At 73.4% G+C, this 24714-nt stretch carries 21 protein-coding genes; 16 read left to right on the top strand and 5 right to left on the bottom strand.

Annotated features, from left to right (window positions below):
• Positions 1–60: 60 nt before the first annotated feature.
• The 3 genes from EKG83_RS32650 to EKG83_RS32640 all read left to right on the top strand — a co-directional run bounded on the left by EKG83_RS32650 (position 61) and on the right by EKG83_RS32640 (position 1932).
• Positions 61–348 (top strand): WhiB family transcriptional regulator, encoded by a 288-nt coding sequence (locus tag EKG83_RS32650; RefSeq protein ID WP_033435588.1) that lies wholly within the window; start codon positions 61–63, stop codon positions 346–348.
• Between the two features lie 130 nt (positions 349–478).
• Positions 479–1372, top strand: a complete 894-nt coding sequence (locus EKG83_RS32645; protein WP_033435587.1) for a MerR family transcriptional regulator — start codon at positions 479–481, stop codon at positions 1370–1372.
• Positions 1373–1539: 167 nt separating this feature from the next.
• Positions 1540–1932 carry an SRPBCC family protein gene (locus tag EKG83_RS32640; RefSeq protein ID WP_228122304.1) on the top strand — a complete coding sequence of 131 codons (393 nt, stop codon included), beginning with the start codon at positions 1540–1542 and terminating at the stop codon, positions 1930–1932.
• On the opposite strand, the gene EKG83_RS32635 is transcribed toward EKG83_RS32640, so the two are convergent.
• Entirely contained in the window at positions 1919–5155 is a 3237-nt protein-coding gene (locus EKG83_RS32635; protein ID WP_033435586.1) for a GH92 family glycosyl hydrolase, read from the bottom strand. The two genes, EKG83_RS32640 and EKG83_RS32635, sit on opposite strands and share 14 nt — an antisense overlap.
• A gap of 326 nt (positions 5156–5481) precedes the next feature.
• Between EKG83_RS32635 and EKG83_RS32630 the strand changes: the two genes are divergently transcribed.
• The 7 genes from EKG83_RS32630 (at position 5482) to EKG83_RS32600 (ending at position 12576) form a co-directional block, all read left to right on the top strand.
• The gene (locus tag EKG83_RS32630; protein WP_084717163.1) at positions 5482–6759 is read left to right on the top strand and encodes an ATP-binding protein; all 1278 of its coding nucleotides are present in this window, start codon (positions 5482–5484) and stop codon (positions 6757–6759) included.
• Positions 6752–7192 (top strand): roadblock/LC7 domain-containing protein, encoded by a 441-nt coding sequence (locus tag EKG83_RS32625; protein WP_033435585.1) that lies wholly within the window; start codon positions 6752–6754, stop codon positions 7190–7192. Before EKG83_RS32630 ends, EKG83_RS32625 begins: the two co-directional genes overlap by 8 nt.
• 55 nt (positions 7193–7247) lie before the next feature.
• Positions 7248–7583 carry a DUF742 domain-containing protein gene (locus EKG83_RS32620; RefSeq protein WP_033435601.1) on the top strand — a complete coding sequence of 112 codons (336 nt, stop codon included), beginning with the start codon at positions 7248–7250 and terminating at the stop codon, positions 7581–7583.
• The gene (locus EKG83_RS32615) at positions 7564–8154 is read left to right on the top strand and encodes a GTP-binding protein (protein ID WP_051767000.1); all 591 of its coding nucleotides are present in this window, start codon (positions 7564–7566) and stop codon (positions 8152–8154) included. Before EKG83_RS32620 ends, EKG83_RS32615 begins: the two co-directional genes overlap by 20 nt.
• A 32-nt stretch (positions 8155–8186) precedes the next feature.
• The gene (locus EKG83_RS32610) at positions 8187–9422 is read left to right on the top strand and encodes a styrene monooxygenase/indole monooxygenase family protein (RefSeq protein ID WP_033435584.1); all 1236 of its coding nucleotides are present in this window, start codon (positions 8187–8189) and stop codon (positions 9420–9422) included.
• Between the two features lie 203 nt (positions 9423–9625).
• The gene (locus EKG83_RS32605) at positions 9626–11998 is read left to right on the top strand and encodes a glycoside hydrolase domain-containing protein (protein ID WP_033435583.1); all 2373 of its coding nucleotides are present in this window, start codon (positions 9626–9628) and stop codon (positions 11996–11998) included.
• Positions 11995–12576, top strand: a complete 582-nt coding sequence (locus EKG83_RS32600; RefSeq protein WP_033435582.1) for a M15 family metallopeptidase domain-containing protein — start codon at positions 11995–11997, stop codon at positions 12574–12576. The genes EKG83_RS32605 and EKG83_RS32600 overlap by 4 nt, the downstream gene beginning before the upstream one ends.
• Before the next feature lie 35 nt (positions 12577–12611).
• Here EKG83_RS32600 and EKG83_RS32595 read toward each other — a convergent pair whose 3' ends face one another.
• Genes EKG83_RS32595 through EKG83_RS32585 form a run of 3 tightly spaced genes read right to left on the bottom strand, consistent with a single transcriptional unit; the run spans position 12612 to position 15642 of the window.
• The gene (locus EKG83_RS32595) at positions 12612–13454 is read right to left on the bottom strand and encodes a carbohydrate ABC transporter permease (RefSeq protein ID WP_033435599.1); all 843 of its coding nucleotides are present in this window, start codon (positions 13452–13454) and stop codon (positions 12612–12614) included.
• Positions 13451–14290 (bottom strand): carbohydrate ABC transporter permease, encoded by an 840-nt coding sequence (locus EKG83_RS32590; RefSeq protein ID WP_033435598.1) that lies wholly within the window; start codon positions 14288–14290, stop codon positions 13451–13453. Before EKG83_RS32590 ends, EKG83_RS32595 begins: the two co-directional genes overlap by 4 nt.
• An 8-nt stretch (positions 14291–14298) precedes the next feature.
• Entirely contained in the window at positions 14299–15642 is a 1344-nt protein-coding gene (locus tag EKG83_RS32585; protein WP_033435581.1) for an ABC transporter substrate-binding protein, read from the bottom strand.
• 104 nt (positions 15643–15746) lie between these two features.
• Here EKG83_RS32585 and EKG83_RS32580 point away from each other — a divergent pair, with 104 nt between their 5' ends.
• The gene (locus EKG83_RS32580) at positions 15747–16799 is read left to right on the top strand and encodes a LacI family DNA-binding transcriptional regulator (protein WP_033435580.1); all 1053 of its coding nucleotides are present in this window, start codon (positions 15747–15749) and stop codon (positions 16797–16799) included.
• Positions 16800–16840: 41 nt separating this feature from the next.
• Here EKG83_RS32580 and EKG83_RS32575 read toward each other — a convergent pair whose 3' ends face one another.
• Positions 16841–18250: an endo-1,4-beta-xylanase gene (locus EKG83_RS32575; protein WP_153278601.1), complete on the bottom strand. Its 1410-nt coding sequence runs from the start codon at positions 18248–18250 to the stop codon at positions 16841–16843.
• A gap of 692 nt (positions 18251–18942) precedes the next feature.
• On the opposite strand from EKG83_RS32575, the gene EKG83_RS32570 reads away from it, so the two are divergent.
• The 5 genes from EKG83_RS32570 to EKG83_RS32550 all read left to right on the top strand — a co-directional run bounded on the left by EKG83_RS32570 (position 18943) and on the right by EKG83_RS32550 (position 24710).
• Positions 18943–19089, top strand: a complete 147-nt coding sequence (locus tag EKG83_RS32570; protein WP_153278600.1) for a hypothetical protein — start codon at positions 18943–18945, stop codon at positions 19087–19089.
• Between the two features lie 25 nt (positions 19090–19114).
• The gene (locus EKG83_RS32565; protein WP_033435579.1) at positions 19115–20128 is read left to right on the top strand and encodes a non-reducing end alpha-L-arabinofuranosidase family hydrolase; all 1014 of its coding nucleotides are present in this window, start codon (positions 19115–19117) and stop codon (positions 20126–20128) included.
• A 50-nt stretch (positions 20129–20178) separates the two neighbouring features.
• Positions 20179–21822, top strand: a complete 1644-nt coding sequence (locus EKG83_RS32560; RefSeq protein ID WP_033435578.1) for a glycoside hydrolase family 27 protein — start codon at positions 20179–20181, stop codon at positions 21820–21822.
• Positions 21823–21973: 151 nt separating this feature from the next.
• On the top strand, positions 21974–23338 hold the full coding sequence (locus EKG83_RS32555; RefSeq protein WP_153278599.1) for a glycoside hydrolase family 43 protein: 1365 nt from the start codon (positions 21974–21976) through the stop codon (positions 23336–23338).
• Between the two features lie 31 nt (positions 23339–23369).
• Positions 23370–24710 carry a cellulose binding domain-containing protein gene (locus tag EKG83_RS32550; RefSeq protein WP_407690738.1) on the top strand — a complete coding sequence of 447 codons (1341 nt, stop codon included), beginning with the start codon at positions 23370–23372 and terminating at the stop codon, positions 24708–24710.
• Positions 24711–24714: the final 4 nt, after the last annotated feature.

Raw genomic sequence — 24714 nt, 5'->3', positions numbered from 1 at the left:
TTTTGAATCGAATTTAGGGTGTGGGCATCCACCTGGACGCCCGGATGAGGACGTGGTCGCATGCCCGAACTGTCACGCCTGCCCAGCCCCGTCGCCGAGTCCTGGGACTGGCAGCTGAGAGGTCTGTGCCGGGGCCTGGACAGCACGCTGTTCTTCCACACGCCCAACGAGCGCGGCGAGGCGCGGCGCAGCCGGGAGGAGCGCGCCAAGCAGGTGTGCCGGCGCTGCCCGGTGATGCGCCAGTGCCGCGAGCACGCGCTGGCCGTCGAGGAGACCTACGGCATCTGGGGCGGGCTCGGCGAGAGCGAGCTGCGCACCATGATCGCCAGGCAGCACAGGCGCGCGTGACCCCGCGCGGGCACCGGGGGAGACCCGGGTGTTCGACGGGGCCGCCCGCGCCGATGACGGTCCTCAGTGGACTGACCGGCGGTGCGGCCGTCCAGGCGGTGCCCGGCGGCGGCACGGAGGTCGGAGGGTGATGGGCGAGCAGGGCAGTGGGCTGACCCCGGGAGCGCTGGCCGGGATGCTCGGCATCTCCCCGACGACGCTGCGCACGTGGCACCGCCGGTACGGCCTCGGCCCGTCCGCCCGCACCAGCGGCAACCACCGCCGCTACACGCCCGCCGACGTGGAGCGGCTGCGCCGCATGGTCGAGCTGACCGCCAAGGGCCTGGCCCCGGCCGCCGCCGCGGGGATCGTGCTGAGCGAACCGCCGCCCGCGGTCGCGACCCCCGCGCCCCGCGTCGACCTGAGCCCGGACGCCGCCCGCGCGGTCCGGCGCGGTTTCCTCAACGCGGCCTGCCGCCTGGACGAGCCGCTGATGCGGGACCTGGCCGTCAAGCTCATCGCGGAGCACGGCGTCGTCGACTCCTGGCACCAGGTGTTCATGCCCACCCTGGTCCAGCTCGGCCGCCGCGCCGCCGCCCGGGGCCGGGGCGTGGAGGTCGAGCACGTCACCACGGCGGCCGTGCTGCACGCGCTGCGCGGCGTCCCGTTCCCGGCGGCCGAGGGCAGGCTGGCCGCGCTGCTCGCGTGCGCGCCCGACGAGCAGCACACGCTGCCGCTGGAGGCGCTGGGGGCGGCACTGTCCGAGTGCGACTCGACGTGGCGCCACCTCGGTGCCCGGCTGCCCGCCCGCGCGCTGCTCGACGCGGTGGGCAAGCTGCGGCCCGCGGTGGTCGTCGTCTGGGCGCACCGGGCGGAGCTGGCGCGCGAGGTGCCGCTGAGGACCCTGGCCACGCGCTTCGACGCGGTCGTGGCCGTCGCGGGACCGGGGTGGGACCCGCTCGTCGTGCCGGCCGGGGCCGAACGGCTCACCTCCCTCCGGCACGGCGTGCGCGTCGTGCTGAGGGCCACGGGCCGGACCGGCTGAACCCGACCCGGGCGGCGCACTGCCCCGCCCTCCTCGTGAGCGGCGGGGTGAACCGCTGCCGACCCCCGCCGCTCGCCGCACGCCGAACCGAACCGGACCCTCCCCGAACAGGCGGACCCGCCCGCCACACCGAGCGCGCCCCCGCCGCGTCGACGACGATGGTGACCGTGGAAATCGGCACCCGGGCACCGGGACGCGCACCCGCCGACGTGGTGTGGGAGCGGTACGCCCAGCCGGCCCTGTGGCCGAGGTGGGCCCCGCAGATCACCGGCGTCGAGACCTCGGCACCGCGCCTCGCGCCGGGCGTCACCGGCCGGGTCCGGGCCCCGCTGGGCGTGCGCGTGCGCTTCACCGTCACCGCCGTGGACCACACCGCCCGGACCTGGGCCTGGGACGCCCGCCTCGGCCCGCTCCGGCTCCACCTGCGCCACGGCGTGGCACCGGACGGCGGCACCTGGCTGACCGTGCGCGGGCCGGCGGCGGTCGTGCTGCCCTACCTGCCGCTGGCCCGCCTCGCCCTGCACCGCCTCACCGACCCCCGCGACCTCACACCAGGGTGATCGCGTACACCTCCACCCGCGGGTCGTCGGGCAGCCCCACGGACCGCACGACCCTGCCCGGGTCCAGCGCCGCCGAAGCCCCGAACAGCCGGACCGCCGGCCCGTCCACGCCCTGCCCCGCCTTGATCCGGTGCGGCATCTCCAGCAGCGCGGGCCCCGAACCCGCCCAGTCGGGCACGGTCACCGGCAGCGAGGCGCTGGTGCCGTCCGCGTACCGGACGGTCAGCGCGGTGGTCACCGGCCCGTTGTGCGAGGCCGCCACCAGCCGCAGACCGCCGTACCGCGCACCGGGCAGCAGGACCGCCTGCCCGCGCGCCTCGACGAAGTTCGCCGCCGCACCACCGGGGTCCGGCGCGGCGTAGGCGACCCCGCCCAGGGTGACCGGCCCGGTGGGCAGCAGGGCCGCGTCGTAGCTCCAGCCCTGGCCGTCGAAGTCGCCCTGGGCCGGCTGCTCGACCGTGGCGGTGCCGTCGTGGTTGAGCGAACCGGTCAGGTCCACCGCGCACTGGGTGCCCGCGGTCACCGCGCAGCGCGCCGCCGGGCGCACCTCGACCACGGCCTCGCGCGTGACCGCGTTCGGCCCCCGCACCTCCACCCGTACCGGGTACGACCCCGCGGGCGTCCCCGCCGGCACGGTCACCGCCAGCGCCACGGTGCGCTGCACCGGCAGCCGGCCGGACCGCAGCACCAGCAGGGGCGTCGGGGAGACCCGCCACCCGGCCGGCGCGGTCGGGCGCACCGTCACCGGCACCGCGCCCGGCGCCTGGGCGAGCACGTCCAGGGTCAGCGTCGCGGTCTGCTCGGCGTCCCCGGTCGGCACCACCGCGGTCGACTCGCGCAGCGACGCGTCCACGTGCCTGCGGTCGTCGGCGGGCGCGCGGTTGACCGACGGCGGCGCCGCGCCCGGGTCCGTGCCCCACGCCGAGGGCGTCGGGCCGACCTCGTGCGCCAGGGTGCCGCCGCCCACGACGTCGTCCCACCGCAGCCACGTGGTGCGCACGTCCCGGCCGTCGAGCGACACGCGCCGCACGTACCGGTTGGTGTCGTCCACGCCCGGCGCGGTGATGGTCAGCACCCGCCCCTGCCCGACCCGCACGGTCGCGGCGGGGAACTGGGGGCTGGACAGGGCCAGGAAGTCGGCGCCGCTCATCGTCGGGTACAGGCCCAGCGACGAGAACACGTACCACGCCGACATCGTGCCCAGGTCGTCGTTGCCGGTCATGCCGTCCGGGCCGGTGGTGAACAGCGTCATCGCCGCGCGCACCGCGGTCGCCGTCTTCGCGGGGGCGCCGACGGACAGGTAGAAGTACGGCGCGAGCAGGTCGGGTTCGTTGTTCGGGTTGTAGGTCGGCTTGCCGTAGTAGTCGTAGGGCTGGGTGATCCACTCGGTGCGCGCGGTGCCCGCCGGGTCGACCAAGAGCTTGTCGTAGGCGAAGAACGCGTCCAGCCGCTGCTCGGTGGCGCGCCGCCCGCCCATCAGTTCGACCAGGCCGTTCGGGTCCTGCGGCACCAGCCACTGGTACTGGTAGGCGCCGCCCTCGTGGAACTGGTGCCCGGCGTCCACCGGGTTGTACGGCGACACCCAGGTGCCCTCGACCGTGCGCGGTCGGAAGTGGCCGGTGCCCGCGTCCCACAGGTTGCGGTACCACTGCCCGCGCCCGGCGAACAGCCGCGCGTCCTCGCGGTGCCCCAGGCCCGCGGCCATCAGCGCGAGCGCCGCGTCCGCCGCCGCGTACTCCAGCGTCGCCGACGCCGGGTGCACGCAGTCGTTGTCCCCGCCCTTGTGCGCGCAGTCCTCGCCGAGGGCCAAGCCGGACGGCACGTAACCCCGCTCGTCGTAGAAGGCCACGCCGGACCGGCCGTTGTAGGGCGAGTCGGCGGGCGGGGTCTCGGTGGCGTTGCGCCTGAGCAGGTCGTAGGTCTCCTGCTCGTGCCCGGCCAGCAGGCCCTTGGACCACGCCTCCACCAGGAACGGCGTCACCGGGTCACCGGTCATGATGTTGGTCTCGCTGTTGGCCAGCGCCCACCGCGGCAGCCACCCGCCGTCGCGGCCGCTCGCCACCACCGACAGCGCCACGTCCCGGGCCACCGCCGGTTCCAGCAGCTCCAGCAACTGGTTCTGCGGCCGGTAGGTGTCCCACAGCGACAGGTTCTGGTACGGCGTGAAGTCCTCGGCCACGTGCTGCGCGCCGTCGAACCCGGTGTACCGGCCGTCCACGTCGCCGGCCAGGTTGGGGTGCAGCAGCGAGTGGTAGAGCGCGGTGTAGAAGGCGGTGCGCCGCTCGACCGGACCACCGTCGACCCGGATCGCGCCCAGCCGCCCCGCCCAGTCCCGCCGCAGCGCGGCGCGCGTGGCGTCGAAGTCGAAGGAGTCGCCGGTCTCCGCGGCGAGGTTGCGCCGCGCGCCCTCCACACCGGTGTAGGACAGGCCGACCTTGAGCACCACGTCCCGGTCGGCGGTGGCGTCGAAGGTCACCCACGCGCCGTTGCCGCCGCCGCCCGCCGCGTCCCGGGCGCCCGGCGAGCGCGTGGTGCCGCGCCAGGTGCCGAAGGCCGCGAACGGCCGGTCGAAGGTGGCGCTGAAGTACACGGTGTGCTCGTCGCGGCCCGCGCAGAACCGGCCCGCCCGCACCCGCCCCTCGACGGTGCGGTCGCCGACGACGTGGACCTCCGAGTCGAGCACCTGCTGGTTGGCCTTGCCGGTGTTGAACAGGACGTTCGCCGCGGTGGTCGCCGGGAACGAGTGGCGTTGCCAGCCGGTGCGCGGCGTGGCGGTCAGCTCGGCGTCGATGCCGTAGCGGGACAGGCCGACGCGGTAGTAGCCCGGCTCGGCGTCCTCGTCGTCGTGCGAGTAGGGCGAGCGGTAGGCGTTGGTGTCAACGTTGTCCACGGGCCCGGTGGTGGGCATGACCGGCAGCTCGCCCATGACCGGGCAGCCGACGCCGGACAGGTGCGTCTGGCTGAAGCCGTGGATGTTGCCCTGGAGGTAGTCGTAACCGCCCTGGCCGCCGGTGTCCGGGCTGACCTGCACCATGCCGAACGGTGCGCTCGCGCCGGGGAAGGTGTTGCCGAAGTTCTGCGTGCCGATGAAGGGGTTGACCAGGGTCGCCGGGTCCTCCGGCGCGGGCTGGGCGACCGCGGCGGGCACCCCGGTGACCAGGCCGGCCAGCAGGGCGAGGGACGCGACGAGGGGACGGGCTCTGCGGCGGTGCGACGGTGCCATGCGCAGGGACCTCTCTGTGACAACGTTGTCAGGACGTGGCGGCGGGACCACGGGGACGAACCTGTCACGGGCGCGTCGGGGGTGTCAACGACCCGATCGCGGCGGAGAGTTGACCTGTCCTCGATCGAGTGAATCCCAATCGGGCGTCACCGACGGAATCTCGGGGCGGAGCCGTCACGGCACGCAGTGTGACCAGCGGCCTTGCCTCCGTGGTGATCACTTTCCGCATCCAAAAGAGGGAAACTCGTTACCGTCCGTCTTGACCGGCACCTTTGCGTGACTATGGTTGGCGCGGTGTTGACCGAAGACGTCCCAGCGGAGCGCGCATGGTGAGCCGGGTGAGGTCGCTGCTCGACCAGTACCGCAGGCAGGGCGCGCGGTCGCTGCTGGACCAGTACCGCCGGCAGGGTGCGCGGGTGCTGCTCGACCGGCAGGGCGCCCGGGCCCTCCTGGAACAGGCCCGCGACACCATCCTCGAACTCCTCGAAACCCGCCGCCCCCGAACCCCGGCGCCCACCCCGGCGCCGACCGCCGCCGCGCCGCGCGAGGACCTGCTCGCGGCGGTCTGCGCCGGCATCGCCCTGCGCGACCTGAACCTGGTCGACTCCCTGCTGGCCGAGCTGGAGCAGATGGAGGCCCAGGAGCAGGACCCCGACGCCCTCTCCCGGCTCTACCGGCTCGACCACCTCGCCACCCGCCTGCGCCGCAACGCCGAGAACCTGCGCGTGCTGGCCGGCGAGGAGGCGGGCGCCGCGGCCGAGGAGACGGCCTCCCTGGTCGACGTCATCCGCGCCGCCATCTCCGCGATCGAGCAGTACCCGCGGGTGGACGTCGGCCGGGTGGCACCGCTCGCCGTGGTCGGCTTCGCGGCCGACGACATCAGCCGCCTGCTCACCGAGCTGCTGGACAACGCCACCGCGCAGTCGCCGCCCAACTCGCCGGTCACGGTGAGCGCCCACGTCACCGAGGCGGGCAGCATCCTGCTGCGCGTCGAGGACTCCGGCATCGGCCTGCCCGCGGAGCGCGTGGCCGCGCTCAACGACAGCCTGTCCACCGAGCCGTCCCTGGACGGCTCGTCGATCGAGCACATGGGCCTGGCCGTCGTGCGGCGGCTGGCCGACAAGCACGGCGTGCGGGTCTGGCTCGGCCGCCGCGCGCCCCACGGCACCACGGCCTCGGTGCTGCTGCCGCCCGACCTGGTGCGCGAGGCGGCCCCGGTGTCGCTGGTGCGGCAGCCGGAACCCGCCGAGCCCGCCACGACCGCCACGGCCACCGCCGCCGCGACCCCGGGCATGCCCTCACCCCGGCACTCGCTCACCCGACCGCCCGTGCACCGCCCGCCGCGCGAGGGCGGCGTGACCGCGGGCGGCCTGCCCCGGCGCGTGCCCGCCAGCCTGCGCCCGGCGGACGTCCCCGCGACACCCCGGCCGCGCGGCACGGGCGACGAGGGCTTCGGCGACCCGCCCGCGCCGTTCCGGCTCGACCCGGACGACGCCGGCGGTGACGACTTCTTCGGCGACCTGCTCGACTTCGACGCCGGTGAGCGGGCGGCCCGCGGCACCCTCCCCGACGAACCCCCCGAGGACCACCCGAGTGATGACTGACCAACGCGCCGACCCGGAACCGGACTTCAGCTGGCTGATCAACGACTTCGTCCGCCGGGTGCACGGCGTGACGCACGCGCTGATCCTGTCCTCCGACGGCCTGCCGCTGATCGCCTCCGACACCGTCGGGGTGGACGCGGGCGAGCAGCTGGCCGCCATCTCCAGCGGCATGCTCAGCCTGGCCCGCAACGCCGCGGCCGTGTTCGACAAGGGCACCTGCGAGCAGATCGTCGTGCGGCTCACCGGCGGCTACTTCCTGTTCATGGACATCGGTGAGGGCGCCGGCCTGGGCGTGCTGACCTCCTCCGCCTGCGACATGAAGGTCATCGGCTACGAGATGACCAAGTTCGTCGGCAACGCGGGGCACGCGCTGACCCCGCAGCTGCGGGCGGACATGCGGCGCACCGTGACCGCGCGGCGCCCCGGTGCGTGACGGAAGGAGGGGTGCGGTGGCGACCGGTGGCCGGACCGGCCCGAAACCGGGCCCGATGCGCAGCACCAGGGTCCGCCCGTACGCCATCACCCGCGGGCGCACGAGGCCGCGGCACCTGCTGCTGGTGGAGACGCTGGTGTCGGTGCCCAACTACGACCCGCAGGCCAGCGCGCAGCTCATGCCCGAGGCGCAGGCCCTCTACGAGCGGGCCCGGCAGCGCACCTCGGTGGCGGAGCTGTCGGCGGCCCTGGACATCCCGCTCGGCGTCATCCGCGTGCTGCTGAGCGACCTGGCGTCCCAGGACATGGTCTACATCCACCCCACCGGTCACGAGTACCAGTACGACCTGCAGCTGCTGGAGAGGATCCTGGATGGGCTCAAGGGCGTTTGACGCCGACCCGCTGACCATCTCGGCGAAGATCGTCGTCGCCGGCGGCTTCGGGGTCGGCAAGACGACGTTCGTGGGCTCGGTCTCCGAGGTGCCGCCGATCAACACCGAGGCGTGGATGACCGAGGCCGCCGAGGGCGTGGACCCGGTGGACCCCGAGGGCGACAAGACCACCACCACGGTGGCCATGGACTTCGGCAGGCTGACCCTGAAGCAGGACCTGGTGCTCTACCTGTTCGGCACCCCCGGCCAGCCGCGGTTCTGGTTCCTGTGGGACGACCTGTCGCGCGGCGCGCTCGGCGCGCTGGTGCTGGTCGACACGCGCCGGGTGGAGGAGTCGTTCGCGGCCATCAACTACTTCGAGAACGACTCGGAGATCCCGTTCGTGGTCGCGGTGAACCTGTTCGACGGGGTGCTCTCGCACGACCTGGACGAGGTCCGCGACGCCCTGGCGATCTCCCCGGACGTCCCCCTGATCACCTGCGACGCCAGGGACCGCCCGTCGGTCGCCGCCGCGCTGCGGGAACTGGTGTCCTACACGATGCGGCTCACCCTGTCCTACGGCCCGGTGTGACAGCCCTTGCGAGGAGATGAGGTGGCGGCGAGATGCGGAAGGTGTTGATCGTGGGGGCCGGTCAGGCTGGTCTCCAACTGGCGTTAGGTCTGGTCGGGCACGATTACGACGTCACGGTCATGTCGGCGCGGACCCCGGAGGAGATCCGCGGCGGGCGGGTGATGAGCACCCAGTGCATGTTCGGCCCCGCCCTCCAGCACGAGCGCGACCTGGGCCTGAACCTGTGGGAGGCGCAGGCGCCCCGGGTCGAGGGCATCGGCCTGTCCGTGGCCGCGCCCGACGGCGGCCGGGCGCTGGACTGGCTGGGCCGGCTGGACGCCTACGCCCAGTCGGTCGACCAGCGGGTGAAGATGGCGGGCTGGCTGGAGCTGCTGGAGGACCGCGGCGCGAAGGTCGTCTACCACGGGGTGACCACCTCCGACCTGGACCCGCTGACCGGCCTGTACGACCTGGTGGTGATCGCCGCGGGCAAGGGCGAGCTGGTGCAGCTGTTCGACCGCGACCCCGGGCGGTCCCCGTACCGGACGCCCCAGCGGGTGCTGTCGGTGGTCTACGTGCACGGCATGGAGCCACGTCCCGAGCACCCGGACCTGCGGGCGGTGCGGTTCAACGCGGTGCCGGGGGTGGGCGAGCTGTTCGTCATACCCGCCCACACCCTCAGCGGCGACTGCGACATCCTGTTCTTCGAGGGCCTGCCCGGCGGGCCGCTGGACTGCTGGGACGACCGGCCGGACCCCGCCGAGCACCTGGACCGGACCCTGTCGCTGATGCGGCGGTACGTGCCGTGGGAGCACGACCGCTGCCGCGCGGTCGAGCTGACCGACGACCGCGCCACCCTCGTCGGCTCCTACGCCCCGGTCGTGCGGCGGCCGGTGGGCGTGCTGCCGGCGGGCGGGCGGGTGCTGGGCATGGCCGACGTGGTGGTGGCCAACGACCCGCTCACCGGCCAGGGCTCCAACAACGCGGCCAAGTGCGCGGCGTCCTATTTGGACAGCGTGCTGGCGCGCGGTGACGAGCCGTTCGACGAGGAGTGGATGCACGGCGCGTTCGAGGCGTACTGGGAGTACGCCCGGCACGTGACGTTCTGGACTAACGCCATGCTCCAGCCGCCGCCCGAGCACGTCATGCGCATCTTCGGCACGGCGGCTCGGGTGCCCGCGGTGGCCGACCGGTTCGCCAACGCCTTCGGCGACCCGACGGACCTGGAGAAGTGGTTCTTCGACCCGGCGCTGACCGACCGGTACCTGGCGTCGGTGACCCCGGCCTGATCCGCGCCCGGCGGGCGGGGCTGCCCCTCCGGCAGCCCGCCCGGCGGGACAGGCGCGGCCCGCGGGGACCGGACCCCCGACCCGTTCGGGCAGGTCGAGCCCTGTGCGACCGGCCCGCCCGCCCGGTCGGCCGTTGTGGCCGGGGAACTCCGCTGGTTGACTCCACCGCCGGAAGTTCGGGGAGCACGACCGGGGGGACGCGCGTGGACGAGAAGGTCCTCGAAGCCCAGCGCTGGGTCAACGCCACCTACCGCGCCGCACCCGGCTACGAGCCGTGCCCGGAGAACGGCCGCACGGGCTGGGCGACGGTGTACGCGCTGACCATGGGCCTCCAGCACGAGCTGGGCATCAGCCCGGTGGTGGCGGGCTTCGGCCCCGGCACGCTCGCGCGCCTGCGGGCGCGCGGCCCGATCGGCCCCGGCGAGCCGAACGCGAACATCTGCGACATCGTCCAGTACGGGCTGTTCGCCAAGGGCTACTGGGGCGGCGCGGGGGAGGGCCGGTACTCGTCGGTCACCGCGGCGGCCGTGCGGGAGATGGCCGACGACCTCGGCGTGGCCACCGAGGAGCCGTACCTGTCGTTGTCGCCCAAGCTGTTCAAGGCGCTGCTGTCGATGGACGCCTGCGTGCTCACCGCGGGCGGCTCGGAGAAGGTGCGCGAGGTCCAGCGGTGGCTCAACGGCCGGTACCAGCACCGGTCGACGTACTTCCTCGGGCCCTGCGACGGGCACTTCTCCCGCGACGTGCAGCAGGCGCTGGTCAAGGCCATCCAGTACGAGGTCGGCATCCCCGAGGAGCAGGCGAACGGCAACTTCGGCCCGGGGACGCAGGAGGGCCTGCGCCGCAACGAGGTCGCCGAGGGCGCCTCGGGCATCTTCGTCCGGCTGTTCAGCGCGGCGTGCGTGTTCAACGAGCCGGTGGACGACACCGTCACCACCTTCAAGGAGACCTTCGACGCCCGGCTGCGCGAGTTCGTCGAGGCGTTCCAGCGGTTCTCGGCCCTGGACGTCACCGGGCGCGGCGACTTCCGCACCTGGGCGCAGCTCCTGGTGTCCACGGGCGACCCGAGCCGTCCCGCGACCGCCTGCGACACCCGGTTCACCATCACGCCCGCCCGCGCCCGGGTCCTGTACGACGCCGGCTACCGCTACGTGGGCCGCTACCTGGAGGACCCGCCGGGCAGCACGTTGGACAAGCAGATCCAGCCGGGCGAGCTGGAGGGCGTGTTCGGCACCGGCATGCGGGTGTTCCCGATCTGGCAGTACAGCGCGCGCGAACCGGCCGACTTCACCTACGCCAAGGGCTTCGACGATGCGCTGCGCGCCCACGCCCGCGGCCTGCACCACGGGTTCAACCACGGCACGGTCATCTACTTCGCCGTCGACTACGACGCCACGCAGGCCGAGATCGAGTCCAACGTCGTGCCCTACTTCAACGGCGTGGTCGCGGGCCTGGCCAACCAGGGCAAGCGGTACGTCCACGGCGTCTACGGCTCGCGCAACGTGTGCGCGCAGGTCACCAAGCACACCCAGGCCCGGTGGTCGTTCGTGTCCGGCATGTCGTGGGGCTTCTCCGGCAACCTCGGCTTCCCGCTGCCCGCCAACTGGGCGTTCAACCAGGTCCGGGAGTTCCGGTTCACCGCGGGCGCGGACGCCTTCGACCTGGACAACGACGTGCACCGGCCGGGTGCCGACGCGGGGCAGGGCTCGGTCAACCAGCCGGTCGACCCGTCCGACGGGTTCGTCGCCCACGTCGAGGGGCTGCACCGCCTGGCCACGGTCTACGACAGCAGCCGCGCGGACCGGCTGGTGGCCCAGTACGCCCGGCACCGCCGCTACGACGACTTCCAGTGGCAGCAGCTCATCGGCCCGATCGACCGGGGCTTCGTCGACTACGCCGAGTCGCGCGGTGCGTCCCCGATGACCGAGTTCCTGGACGGCTTCACCGGCCACGCCCTGGGCGTGGAGCACCTGATGGCCACCTTCGAGGGCCACCTCGCCCAGCCGGGCCCGGCCGCCCCCGGCGCGGTCGACCGCGGCGACGTCGCCGGGTGGGGCGGCGACCTGATGACGTTCTACGGGGAGTGGCGGCGCGACAGCGGCAGCTACTCCTCCGGCTACACCTACTGCGCCGACCGGCTGGCCCAACTCGCGGTCAGCTCGTCGTTCGGCTTCGCGGACCTCGTCGAGGACGCCGACGGGTACCTGCTGGCGCGGGCCGTGCGCGGTGGCGCGAGCATCGTCGACGCGGTCCGCCGGCACTACGCCGAGGACGGCAGCCTCACCCGGTTCCGCGACTACGTCGGCGGGCGCTTCGGCGGCGCGGACGGCGTCGTCGCCCTGGCGCGCGAGGTGCTGACGGCGGACGACGACCCGGTGATCTCGCTCGGGCGCACCTACCTCGTCCAGTCCACCGGCGGGGTGCCGACGCTGATGCCCGCCATGCTGACCGAGGACAAGCTGACCGAGTTCCTGCGGGGTTTCGCCGACGTGCTGCGGGCCCGCGTGGGGCACGAGGGCCAACGCCGGGCCGCGGTGCTGGAGCAGCGGCGGCGCGCCGCGGAGGGGGAGCGATGACCGGGGTGAGCCGCCGCGCGGTGCTGGCCGGTGGCGCGGGTGCCGTGCTCTGGGTGGGAGCGGGACGGGCCGAGGCCGCGCGGTGGACCGGGCGCAGGTCGGCCAACGGCTGGCCGGTGCTCGACGAGGTGCCCGTGCACCGGATCGAGGGATCGGACGTGGACGTGCCGCTGCGCGGCGGTGACGTGGCCGCGGTCCTGCTGCACGTGGCCCGCCGGTTCCACTACGAGATCGACGCCCTGCGCGCGGGCGAGGTCGTCGGCCACACCCGCGACCGCGAGGTCGCCGCGCCCTACGAGAGCAACCACCTGTCGGGCACGGCCATCGCCATCCGACCGCGGGCCTACCCGGTCGGCGTGGCCGGCGGTCTGTTCCCGCACGAGCTGGCCGTGGTGCACGCGGTCGTGGCGGAGCTGGACCACGCGGTGGCCTGGGGCGGGGACGAGGGGACGCCCAAGGAGGGGCACTTCCACATCGCCGTGCCGCCGAACCGCCTCGCCGCGGTCGCCGCCCGGGTGCGGGCGTGGGACGCCGCGCCGGGGCGGGGTGCGGGCGCGGTGTTCGCCGGGCCGGGCTGATCGCCGCTTGAGCGGTCGGACGGCGATCCTCAAGCTCATCGGGAGCGCCGCCCGCCGCCACCCGGCGCCGTCCGCGCCACGTCCGCCGCCAACCGCCGGTGCAGCAGCGCGAACACCAGCAGCACGGGCGCGAGGACCAGCAGCGACCCGGCGCACAGCAGCGGCACGTCGGTGCCCCACCTCCCCTGGAACGCGCCGAGCACGCCCGCCGCCGTGCGCCGCGCCGGGTCGTCGACCAGCACGATCGCCAGCAGGAAGTGGTTCCAGGTCCACACCGACAGCAGGACCGCCAGCGACGACACCGCCGGCCGCGCCAGGGGCAGGTGCACCAGCGCGAACAGCCGCCACGGGCCCGCGCCGTCCAGCCGGGCGCCGTCCGACAGCTCCGGCGGCGCGCCGGCGAAGTGCGCCCGCAGCCAGAACACCGCGAACGGCAGGTGCACCGCGACCAGCGCCGCCACCAGGCCCGACCGCGTGTTGAGCAGCCCCAGGTCGCGCACCTGGTGGTACAGCGGGGTGACCAGGGCCTCCTGCGGCAGCACCAGCCCCACCGCGAACAACCCGAACACCGCCCGGTGGCCGGGGAACCGCAGGTGCCCGAGCGCGTAGCCGGCCGGCACGGCCAGGACCAGGGTCAGCGGCACCACGCCGAGCACGACCAGGCCGCTCGACAGCAGCAGCCGGTCCACCCGCGCCGAGCGGAACGCGGTGGCGAAGTTCGACCAGTGCGGGTCCGCCGGCCAGGTCAGGCCCGGCGGGTAGGTCCCCGGCGGGTGCAGCGCGGTCAGGAACAGGTCGGCGAACGGCACCAGCGTCACCACCACCAGCACGACCGTCAGCAGCGCGCCGCCCGCCCGCTCCCACCGCCCCGCGGTCACCGCGACCACCGCAGCAGCGGCGCCACCACCACGAGCACCAGCACCACCAGCACGACGGCCAGCGCGGAGGCCAACCCCACCTCCCGCTGCGCGAACGCCAGGCGGAACACCTCCAGCCCCGGCACCGCCGTGGCGTCGCCCGGCCCGCCCTGCGTGGTGACGTAGACGACGTCGAAGCTCGCCAGCGCCGCCGTGGTCGTCACGGTCGCGCAGACGGCCAGCTCGCGGCGCACGCCGGGCAGCGTGACCGCGCGCAGCTCCCACCACGGTCCCGCGCCGTCCAGCCGGGCCGCCTCGTACAGCGCCGGGTCGATCCGGTCCGCGCCGGCCAGCAGCAGGGTCGTGCACAGGCCGAGCAGCACCCACGCCCCGATCACGCCCACCGCCGCCAGCGCGGTCGACGAGTCGCCCAGCCAGGCCCTGGCCACCCCGCCCAGCCCCACCGCCGCCAGCAGCCGGTTGACCGCGCCGGTGGACGACAGCAGCAGCCCCCACGCGAGCCCCGCCGCGACCAGGGGCACCGCCTGGGGCAGGAGCAGCACCGCCCGCACCGACCGGCCGGGCGCCCGCCGGAGCACCGCGGTGGCGAGCAGGCCGAGCGACAGCGGCACCCCGGTGAAGAACGCGACCAGCACCAGGGCGCGGCCGAGCGTGCCGCGCAGGTCGGGATCGGTGAGCACGGCCAGGTAGTTGTCCCAGCCGACCCAGGCGGACGGCCCGGTCCCGTCCCACCGGTACAGCGAGTACTGGGCCGTCAGCGCCAGGGGCCGCAGCACGAACACCGCGTACACGGCGAGCGCGGGCAGCACGAACAGCCAGCCGACCAGTCGCGACACCGCCCGCCTCACCCGCCGACCTGGTCGGCGTAGTCCTCCTGCACCCGCCGCAGCACCTCCTCCGGGGTCACCTCGCCCGCCGCCAGCTCCTGCAACCGCGGCGTCCAGCTCCCGGCCAGGATGGCGCCGGTGGCGTTGGCGATGAAGTCCATGCCCGTGCCGCTCGCGACGACCTCGGCGGCGGCGGCGAGCGTGGCGGCCGTGGCCGAGCCCGGCTCGGCCGGGGGCACCGGCGCGTCGGCCGGGCCGAGGGGGAGCGCCCCGCCCACCCGCACGGTCGTCTCGCGCGCCACGCGGTCGGTGACCGCCCAGTTCAGGAAGAACGCGGCGCAGTCCGGGTGCGCCGCGCCGGCGGGCACGCCGAAGGTCGGGGGACCGGCCATCGCCGCCCGCGCGTCACCGGCCCGCACCGGGGGCACCAGGAAGAACCCGACCCGGCCCGGCATCCGCCGGTCGAGCGCCGCGGCCTCCCAGTCGCCGTCGACCATGAACAGGGCCCGGCCGGAGGCGAACCGGTCGACCATCCGCGCGTAGTCGGTGGCGTTGAGGTCGGCGTCGAAGTACCCGGCGCGCAGCCACCGCTGGAGGTGCCGCGCGCCCTCGGCGTTGGCCGGGGTGTCGACGGTCGCGCCGGGCCGCTGGAACACCCAGTCGTTGATCGCGGCGGGGGAGCCGTGGGCGGCCATGAGGGCCTGCAGGGGGAACGCCAGCCCGCCCGTCGCGCCCGCGTTGAACCCCGCCAGCGGCGGGATGCCCGCCTGCTTGGCCCGGGCCAGCGCCTCGTCGAACTCCGCCAGCGTCGCCGGTTCGCGGAACCCGATCCGCGCCGCCAGGTCCTTGTTGTAGAACACGCCGGTGACGCTGGTGGAGAACCCCATCGCGTACAGCGGTCCCTCGCCGCGCGGCCGCCCGCCCGGACCGACGCGCATCGGCCGCAGCTGCGCCGCGGGCCAGTCGTCCCAACCGAATTCCGCGGCGTAGCCGTCGAGGTCGCGCAGCAGGCCGGCACCGGCCAGGTCGGACACCTGGGGCAGCCGCACGAGGTCGGGCGGGTCGTCGGCCAGCAGCCGGGGCGCGTTCTGGGTCAGCACCGCGAACTGCTCCTCGCGCACGTCCCACGTCACGTTGGGGTGCTGGCGGGTGAACTCGTCGGCGAGCGCCTTCGCCAGTGGGAAACCGGTCTCGAAGCGACCGCGCAGCACCACCGGCGCGGTGCCGCAGTCCGGGTTGGACACCGGCGCCGCCGTCCCGGTCGGAACCGGGCGGTCCGCGCCGGGGGCCGAGCAGCCCGCCAGGAGCGACACCGCCAGCGCGGCGATCGCGAGTGGACCGGGACGTCCGGCACGGGGCAACGTTCTCTCCTCGCCCAGGCTAAATCGTGTTAGCATCCGGGAGTTTCGATGGCGTTCGACTCGCTGTCAAGCGCGGCGGGTGTCCACGGAGGACGGAGGGCGCGATGGGGCGAAGACGCGTCACGCTGGCCGACGTGGCCAAGGCGACGGGTGTCTCCACCACGACGGTGTCCCTGGTGCTGACCGGCCGCGGGCGGGACCTGCGCATCTCCGAGGAGGTGGAGCGCCGGGTGCGCTCGACCGCCCAGGAGCTGGGGTACCGGCGCAACACGCTCTCGGTGGGCCTGCGCACCGGGCGCACCCAGACGATCGGCTTCGTGTCCGACACGGTCGCCTCCTCCCTGCTGGCCGGGAACATGATCAAGGGTGCGCTGGAGGCGGCGCACCAGCGCGGGTTCATGCTGTTCTTCGGCGAGAGCGGCGGCGACCCCGGCGTGGAGAAGGCCCTCGTCGAGGCCATGCACGACCGCCGGGTCGACGGCATCGTCTTCGCCGCCATGTACACCAGGCCGGTCGCCGTGCCCGAGGGCCTCGACCACGGTCCGGCCGTCCTGCTCAACGCCGTGCCCGCGGCGTACTCGCCCGTGCCGTCGGTGCTGCCCGACGAGGTGGGCGCCGGCCGCGCCGCCGCCCGGGTGCTGGTGGACGCGGGCCACCGCGACGGCGTCCACCTGGTCGGCGCGGGTCCCGGCATCGAGGACATCCCGCCGAACAGCATCGCCGCGGCCGAGCGGCTGACGGGCATCCACCAGGTGTTCGACGCCGCGGGCGTGCGACCGGTGACGGCGCACCGCTGTCCGAAGTGGATGCCCGAGGACGGCTACGACACCACCCGGGAGATCCTGCGCCGGCACCGCCCGAAGGCCCTGCTCTGCCTGAACGACCGCCTGGCCTTCGGCGCCTACCAGGCCCTCGCCGAAGCCGGCCTGTCCGTGCCGGACGACGTCTCCGTGGTGTCCTTCGACGACCACCCCATCGCCTCCTGGGTGCGGCCCAGGCTCACCACCGTCGCCCTGCCGCACCACGAGCTGGGCGCCAAGGCGGTGGAGGTCCTGTTCGCCGCGGCCGAGCGGCGCGGGCGGCTCCGGGGTGCTCCCGTGGTCCATCGCGTCCCCATGTCGGTGCGGCACGGCGAGTCGGTCAAGCCCGTGCGCTGACGGGTCCCGCCCGCCGGGGTCGGCGGGCGGGACCCGGGTGTTCAGCGGGCCGAGCAGGTGGGCGACAGGCTGCCGGCGCTGCCGGTGGCCTGGAAGCCGAACTCCACGGACTGCCCCGGTGCGACGGACCGGTTGTAGTCGACGTTGGTGAAGACGACCGTGCCGGTGTTGCCGCTGCGGTTGGCGCTCCACTGGTTGGTGACGGTGGCGCCGGACGGCAGGGGCACCGTGACCGACCAGCCGTCGAGCGCCGACGAGCCGGCCGTGACCCTGACGTTGGCCACGAAGCCGCCGTTCCAGGAGTTCAGCACCACCGACGCGGTGCAGCCGCCCGGACCGGGGTCCTGAGAGGTCGTGGTCGTCGTGGTGGTCGTCGTGGTCGTGGTCGTGGTCGTGGTGGTCGTGGTCGTGGTGGTGTCAGTGGTGGTGCCGCCCGCGTTGAGGGCGTTGAGGACCGACGTGTAGGCGGCCTTCTTGTTGCCGCTGCCGTCGAACAGCAGCGGGGTGCCCGAGGAGCGCCACGAGTCGGTGTCCCGGATGCCCCACACCGTGATGCCGGCGCAGCGGGCGACGGCCAGGCACGCCTGGGTGACGCGCTGGTAGTTCTGCGCCTGCGCGGTGCCGGAGCCCTCGATGTCCAGCTCGGTGATCTGCACGTCCACGCCGAGGTTGGCGAAGTTCTGCAGGGTCGTCTGGTAGTTCGACGGCACCGGCGACTGGGAGTTGAAGTGGGACTGGAAGCCGACGCAGTCGATCGGCACGCCGCGCTGCTTGAAGTCCTGGACCATCCGGTAGACGCCCTGGGTCTTGGCGTGGGTCCAGTCGTCGGTGTTGTAGTCGTTGTAGCAGAGCTTGGCACCGGGGTCGGCGGCGCGGGCGGCGCGGAACGCGGCCTCGATCCAGTCGTTGCCGGTGCGCTGGAGGTTGGAGTCGCGGCGGGCGCCGGAGCTGCCGTCGGCGTACGCCTCGTTGACCACGTCCCAGGCGTAGATCTTGCCCTTGTAGTAGGTCGCGACCTGGGTGACGTGGTTGAGCAGCGCCTGGCGCAGGGTGCTGCCGGACAGGCTCTGCATCCAGCCCGGCTGCTGGGCGTGCCAGGCCAGCGTGTGGCCGCGCACCCGCTTGCCCTGGTTGCGCGCCTGGTTGAGGATACGGTCGCCGCTGCTGAACGAGAACTGGCCCCGGTTGGGCTCGGTCGCGTCCATCTTCATCTCGTTCTCGGCGGTGACCATGTCGAACTCGCGGTTGAGGATTCCGACGTAGGTCGAGTCGCCGAGCCGGCCGGCCGCGACGGCCGTGCCGAAGTAGCGGCCGCTCTGGGCCGCGGCCGCGCCGAGCGTGCTCGCGGCGCTCGCGGACGTGGTCGCGAGCGCCACGACGCCGCCGGTGGTCGTGGCCACCAAAGTCGCCGCGAGCAACGCTCGTGACACTGACCTCGCTGTCAACTTCATCGTCGACACCTTCGGTGAGGGCACCCGCCACTGACCGGCGGGTGGGGTGGGCAGGAGCGCCCGGCCGGTCCGGGCACCGCCGTGGCGGAGGGGCGGGGTCCGGGGTGGGACGCGGTGCGACCACGGGCCGGTCAGGTCCTGGAGCGCCGCGCCGCCGGGGTCGGCGTGCACCGCGAGCCGGGTGACCGGCAGTGTCGCACTGAATTGTTCACGCTCACAAGACGACCCTTTGAGACAGGGCCGTTCAATGGTCTGAACGGAGCAACTTTACGCTTAACCGCTTCTACCTGGCTTTATGTGACCTTGTCGAATGCTGTTCGACTTCCCTCGCCTGAAAACCGGCTAAAGTTAGCGCTCACATTTTTAGCTTTGACCGGTTGTCGTGGCCGTGGCTACATTGGCTGACGATCGAGGCGGCTCCGCCCAGGGCCGCGACCCCGCCCGGCCGAGCACCGCCGCCGCGACCGCCGTCAACGATGACGTTGGGAACACCGATGCGACGAACCCCAGTGGCCCGAACCGCGACGAGCCCCCTCCGCCGGTCGCCCTCGGGACGCGGTCCGCGAAGAGGCGCGCCCGAGGGCGCCCACCACCGCTGAGCGCGGTACGACGACCCGCGCCCCGCCCGACGGCACACCCGGCCGCCGGGCGGGGCCGCACGCCCGCCGACCCGCCTCACCGGAGGACTTCGCATGCCCCCCACGACGAGATCGCTCGTCGCCACCGCGCCTGACGTCGTCGCGCCGCCCGCCGCCGCGTGCGCCTCCGCCGCGGTCGGGTCCACCGCACCGGGCTCCGCCGCACCGACCCCGGGCACCGCCACCCGCACCGGCCCGTGACCACCACCCGTTCCAGCGACCGAGGATGACCATGTCCCTGCTGCGGCCCCCCGCGTCACGGCCCGCCCCCACCGCCGGCTCGCTGCCCGACACCTTCCGCTGGTCCTCCAGCGGTCCCCTGATCGGCCCGAAGCCGGACCCGGCGCACGCCAACGTGGCGGTCAAGGACCCGAGCGTGGTCCACCACGACGGCAGGTACCACGTGTTCGCCTCGACCTACACCGACGGCTACAACCTGATGCACACCAGCTTCACCGACTGGTCGCAGGCCCCGTCGGCGCCGCACTCCTACCTGGACCGCAGCGCCATCGGCGCCGGCTACCGGGCCGCCCCGCAGGTGTTCTACTTCGCCCCGCAAAGCCTGTGGTACCTGGTCTACCAGACCGACTCCAACGCCTCGTACTCCACGACCACCGACATCGCCGACCCGATGTCGTGGTCGGCGCCGAAGCACCTCTACGCCGACGGGATGCCGGACATCGTCCGGGACAACATCGGCAACGGCTACTGGGTCGACTTCTGGGTCATCTGCGACTCCGCGAAGTGCTACCTGTTCTCCAGCGACGACAACGGCCACCTCTACCGGTCCGAGACCGCTCTGGCGGACTTCCCCAACGGCTTCGGCAACACCGTCATCGCCATGCGGGACAACGACCGCCACCGGCTGTTCGAGGCGTGCAACATCTACAAGATCGCCGGCGAGCAGCGGTACCTGATGCTCCACGAGGCCATCGGCTCCGACGGCCGTCGCTGGTTCCGCTCCTGGACCGCGCCGGCCATCACCGGCCCGTGGAGCGCCCTGGCCGACAGCGAGTCCAACCCCTTCGCCCGCGCCGACAACGTCACCTTCCCCGACGGCGCCTGGACCCGCGACATCAGCCACGGCGAGGTGGTGCGCACCAACGTCGACCAGACGATGGAGATCGACCCCGGCAAGTTGACCTACCTCTACCAGGGCCTGGACCCCGACGCGAGCGGTGACTACAACCACCTGCCCTGGCGCCTGGGCCTGCTCACCCAGCTCGACCCCACCTGTTGACCCAGTGGCGGGCCGCCGGCGGCGCCCCGCCCTCGCCGAAAGGGGCGACGATGCCCACCAGACCACGCGGACTGCCGCGCCTCGTGGCCGCCGTGGCGGCGGCCGTGGCCCTGTCCACGGCCGTCACCGCGCCGCCCGCGGCCCAGGCCGCGCCCGGCAGCCCCGCCCTGACCCCACCGCTGGGCTGGAACAGCTGGAACAGCTTCGGCTGCGGCATCACCGAGGCCCAGGTCCGCCAGGCCGCGGACGCGATGGTGTCCTCCGGGATGCGCGACGCCGGCTACCAGTACGTGGTGGTCGACGACTGCTGGTTCGACCCGAACCGCGACAGCTCGGGCAACCTGCGCTCGCACCCCACGAAGTTCCCCAGCGGCATGAAGGCGCTGGGCGACTACATCCACGCCCGCGGCCTGAAGTTCGGCATCTACCAGGTGCCCAACGAGAAGACCTGCGCCCAGACCACGGGCGCGCACCCCGGCGCCACCGGCAGCAAGGGGCACGAGGTCCAGGACGCCCGGACGTTCGCCTCGTGGGGCGTGGACTACCTCAAGTACGACTGGTGCTCGGGCGCCGGCACCCGGGACGAGCAGGTGGCGCGGTTCACCATCATGCGCGACGCGCTGCGCGCCACCGGACGCCCGATCGTCTACAGCATCAACCCCAACAGCTTCCACGCGATCACCGGTGACAAGTACGACTGGGGCCAGGTCGCCGACCTCTGGCGCACCACCGAGGACCTGCTGGACATCTGGCAGAACGGCAACGTCAACAGCTACCCCATGGGCGTGGGCAACGTCCTGGACGTCACCGCGCCGCTGGCCGCGCAGAACGGCCCGGGGCACTGGAACGACCCGGACATGCTCGTGGTCGGCCGCCCGGGGCTCAGCCTGACCGAGTCGCGGTCGCACTTCGCGCTGTGGGCGCTGCTGGCCGCGCCGCTGATGGCGGGCAACGACATCCGCACCATGTCCGGTGACGTGAGCGCGATCCTGCGCAACCCGCGGCTGATCGCGGTCAACCAGGACCGGCTGGGCATCGGCGGGCGGCGGGTGCGCGACGACGGCAACACCGAGGTCTTCGCCAAGCCCCTGTCCGACGGCTCGGTGGCCGTGGGCCTGTTCAACCGGGGCAGCGGCACCGCCACCGTCTCCACCACGGCCGCCCAGGTCGGCCTGTCCGGCGGCTCGTTCACCCTGACCGACCTGTGGACCGGCGGCACCACGTCGTCGGGCGGCGCGATCTCGGCGAGCGTGCCCGCGCACGGCGTGGCCGCGTTCCGCGTCTCCGGCGGCAGCCCGCTCGCCGCCACCACCGGCAGGCTGCGCGGCACCGGCTCCGGGCGCTGCCTGGACGTCGACAACGCCTCCACCGCCGCCGGCGCGACCGTGCTGATCTGGGACTGCCACACCGCCGCCAACCAGCTCTGGACCACCTGGGCCGGCGGCGAGGTCCGGGTCTTCGGCGACAAGTGCCTGGACGCCTACAACCAGGGCACCACCAACGGCACCCGGGTGATCACCTGGCCGTGCAACGGCCAGGACAACCAGAAGTGGACCCTCAACTCCGACGGCTCGATCCGCAACACCCGCGCCGGCCTGTGCCTGGACGTCGAGCAGGGCGCGACCGCCAACGGTTCGCGCCTGGTGCTGTGGACCTGCAACGGGCAGGACAACCAGAAGTGGACGCGCGTGTGAGCGACGGCGCGCCCGCGCGACACCTCGTGCGGGCGCACCCCTAGACCCCGAGCGAGCGGGGACCGGGTGCCGCGCGCCGCTACCGCCCTCCGGCGGCGCGCGGCACCCCGCCTTCCCACCCATCCGACGGCAGCCGCTGATGGAGGTAACCGTGCAACGCAGAAGGCGCCTGATCGCCTGGGTTGCGAGCGTGCTGTGCACCCTCGCCCTCGTCCCGGGCACGGCCCAAGCCGACAACCCGATCGTGCAGCACATCTACACCGCCGACCCGGCCCCGCTGGTGCACAACGGCCGGGTGTACCTCTACACCGGCCACGACGAGGACGGCTCGACCTGGTTCACCATGAAGGAGTGGCGGGTCTGGTCGTCGACCGACATGGTCAACTGGACCGACCACGGCTCGCCGATGAACCTGGCCACGTTCTCCTGGGCCAAGCAGGACGCCTGGGCCGGCCAGACCATCTACCGCAACGGCAAGTTCTACTGGTACGTGCCCGTGGTCAACCGGTCCACCAACCGGATGGCCATCGGCGTCGGCGTCTCGGACAGCCCGACCGGCCCGTTCCGCGACGCGCTCGGCCGCCCGCTGGTGGAGAACGGCGAGATCGACCCGTCGGTGTTCATCGACGACGACGGCCAGGCGTACCTGTACTGGGGCAACCCGAACCTGTGGTACGTGCGGCTCAACGCCGACATGATCTCGTTCTCCGGCAGCGCCACGAAGATCCCGCTGACCACCGCGGGGTTCGGCACCCGCACCGGTGACGCGAGCAGGCCGACGCTGTACGAGGAAGCGCCCTGGGTCTACAAGCGCAACGGCCTGTACTACAACGTCTACGCCGCCAAGTGCTGCTCGGAGTTCATCGCCTACTCCACCGCGCCCTCGCCCACGGGGCCGTGGACCTACCGCGGCACCGTCATGCCCACGCAGGGCAGCAGCTTCACCAACCACGCGGGCGTGGTGGACTACAAGGGCAGCTCGTACTTCTTCTACCACAACGGCGCCCTGCCCGGCGGCGGTGGCTTCACCCGCTCGGTGGCGGTGGAGCGGTTCACCTACAACGCCGACGGCAGCATCCCGACGATGAACATGAGCACGGGCGGCCCGCCGCCGGCCGACACGCTCAACCCGTTCGTCCGGCAGGAGGCCGAGACGATCGCCTGGGGCTCGGGCATCGAGACCGAGGTGTCGTCCGAGGGCGGCATGAACATCGGGTTCATCGAGAACGGCGACTACACCAAGGTCCGCAACGTCGCCTTCGGCGGCGGCGCCTCGTCGTTCACCGCCCGCGTCGCCTCCGCCTCCACCGCCGGCGGCACGATCGAGCTGCGCCTGGGCAGCGCCACCGGCACGGTCGTCGGCCGCTGCACCGTGCCCAACACCGGCGGCTGGCAGACGTGGCAGTCGGTGACCTGCCCGGTCAGCGGCGCCACCGGCACGCAGGACCTGTTCCTGCGGTTCACCGGCGGCAGCGGCTACCTGCTCAACGTCAACTGGTGGCAGTTCGCCGCCTGACCACCGCCATCCCAACAGCGGAAGGAGACGCGTGATGAGGCACAGGTCCACACTGGGGGCAGCCGTCGTCGCGGCGTTCCTGGCACTGGCCACGGCGGGCACGGCGTTGAGCGGAGCGCTCGCCGAGCCCGCCACGACCGCCGGTGTCGGCGCCGCCGCCACGACCGCCGGGTGCGGCAAGGCACCCGGGCTGGCGAGCGGCACGCACACCATCCAGAGCGGCGGGCAGAACCGCACCTTCATCCTGAGGGTGCCCGCCAACTACGACAACACCCGGGCGTACCGGCTGATCTTCGCCTTCCACTGGTGGGGCGGCACGGCCAACGAGGTCGCCACGGGCGGGAGCAGCGGCACGTCGTGGGCCTACTACGGCCAGCAGGAGCTGTCGAACAACAGCGCCATCCTGGTCGCGCCGCAGGGCATCGACAACGCGTGGCCCAACAGCGGCGGCCAGGACACCGCGTTCGTCGACGAGATGATCAGGAGGATCGACGCCGCCCTGTGCGTCGACACCAACCTGCGCTTCGCGACCGGCTTCAGCTACGGCGGCGGCATGAGCTACTCGCTCGCGTGCGGCCGGGCGAACGTCTTCCGGGCGGTGGCGGTGTTCTCGGGCGCGCAGCTGAGCGGGTGCGACGGTGGCACGCAGCCCGTGGCGTACCTGGGCATCCACGGCATCGGCGACACGGTGCTCAACATCTCCCAGGGCCGGTCGCTGCGCGACAGGTTCGTCCGCAACAACGGCTGCACGGCCACGAACCCGCGCGAGCCGGCCGCGGGCAGCCTGACGCACGTCGTCACCGCGTACACGGGGTGCCGGGCCGGGTACCCGGTGGTGTGGGCCGCGTTCGACGGCGGGCACACGCCCGGCCCCGTGGACGGGTGCTCCTGCGAGAACGGCGCCCGGACGTGGACCAAGGGCGAGGTCTGGAGGTTCTTCTCGCAGTTCGAGGGCACCCCGGGCGGCACCACGACCACGACGACGACCACCACGAGCACGACCACCACGACGACGACCACCACGACCACGACCACCTCGACCGACCCGGGCGGGCAGTCGTGCCGGGTGACCAACACGATCAACGCCTGGAACAACGGCCTGACGTCGTCGATCACCATCACCAACACCGGTTCGGCGCCGATCTCCGGCTGGTCCCTGGTCTTCACGCTGCCCGGCGGGCAGACGATCACCTCGGGCTGGAACGCGTCGTACTCCCCGACGTCCGGCCAGGTGACGGCGAGGAACGTCTCCTACAACGCCGACATCGCCCCGAACGCGTCGGTGGCCATCGGCTTCCAGGCCGGTCACACGGGTGACGCGGGCAAGCCGACCTCGTTCGCGCTCAACGGCGCGGCGTGCGCCCTCGCCTGAACTC

The organism is Saccharothrix syringae, from assembly GCF_009498035.1.
GTDB classification, from domain to species: domain Bacteria; phylum Actinomycetota; class Actinomycetes; order Mycobacteriales; family Pseudonocardiaceae; genus Actinosynnema; species Actinosynnema syringae.
The sequence above is the reverse complement of the archived record's forward strand: the minus strand, read 5'-3'. Positions and strand labels throughout refer to the sequence as shown.

Bases quoted from the DNA above. Each gene is read 5' to 3' on its own strand.
- EKG83_RS32650 (WP_033435588.1), top strand. From the start codon at position 61: ATGCCCGAACTGTCACGCCTGCCCAGCCCCGTCGCCGAGTCCTGGGAC.
- EKG83_RS32645 (WP_033435587.1), top strand. From the start codon at position 479: ATGGGCGAGCAGGGCAGTGGGCTGACCCCGGGAGCGCTGGCCGGGATG.
- EKG83_RS32635 (WP_033435586.1), bottom strand. From the start codon at position 5,155: ATGGCACCGTCGCACCGCCGCAGAGCCCGTCCCCTCGTCGCGTCCCTC.
- EKG83_RS32630 (WP_084717163.1), top strand. From the start codon at position 5,482: ATGGTGAGCCGGGTGAGGTCGCTGCTCGACCAGTACCGCAGGCAGGGC.
- EKG83_RS32625 (WP_033435585.1), top strand. From the start codon at position 6,752: ATGACTGACCAACGCGCCGACCCGGAACCGGACTTCAGCTGGCTGATC.
- EKG83_RS32620 (WP_033435601.1), top strand. From the start codon at position 7,248: ATGCGCAGCACCAGGGTCCGCCCGTACGCCATCACCCGCGGGCGCACG.
- EKG83_RS32615 (WP_051767000.1), top strand. From the start codon at position 7,564: ATGGGCTCAAGGGCGTTTGACGCCGACCCGCTGACCATCTCGGCGAAG.
- EKG83_RS32610 (WP_033435584.1), top strand. From the start codon at position 8,187: ATGCGGAAGGTGTTGATCGTGGGGGCCGGTCAGGCTGGTCTCCAACTG.
- EKG83_RS32600 (WP_033435582.1), top strand. From the start codon at position 11,995: ATGACCGGGGTGAGCCGCCGCGCGGTGCTGGCCGGTGGCGCGGGTGCC.
- EKG83_RS32580 (WP_033435580.1), top strand. From the start codon at position 15,747: ATGGGGCGAAGACGCGTCACGCTGGCCGACGTGGCCAAGGCGACGGGT.
- EKG83_RS32575 (WP_153278601.1), bottom strand. From the start codon at position 18,250: ATGAAGTTGACAGCGAGGTCAGTGTCACGAGCGTTGCTCGCGGCGACT.
- EKG83_RS32570 (WP_153278600.1), top strand. From the start codon at position 18,943: ATGCCCCCCACGACGAGATCGCTCGTCGCCACCGCGCCTGACGTCGTC.
- EKG83_RS32565 (WP_033435579.1), top strand. From the start codon at position 19,115: ATGACCATGTCCCTGCTGCGGCCCCCCGCGTCACGGCCCGCCCCCACC.
- EKG83_RS32560 (WP_033435578.1), top strand. From the start codon at position 20,179: ATGCCCACCAGACCACGCGGACTGCCGCGCCTCGTGGCCGCCGTGGCG.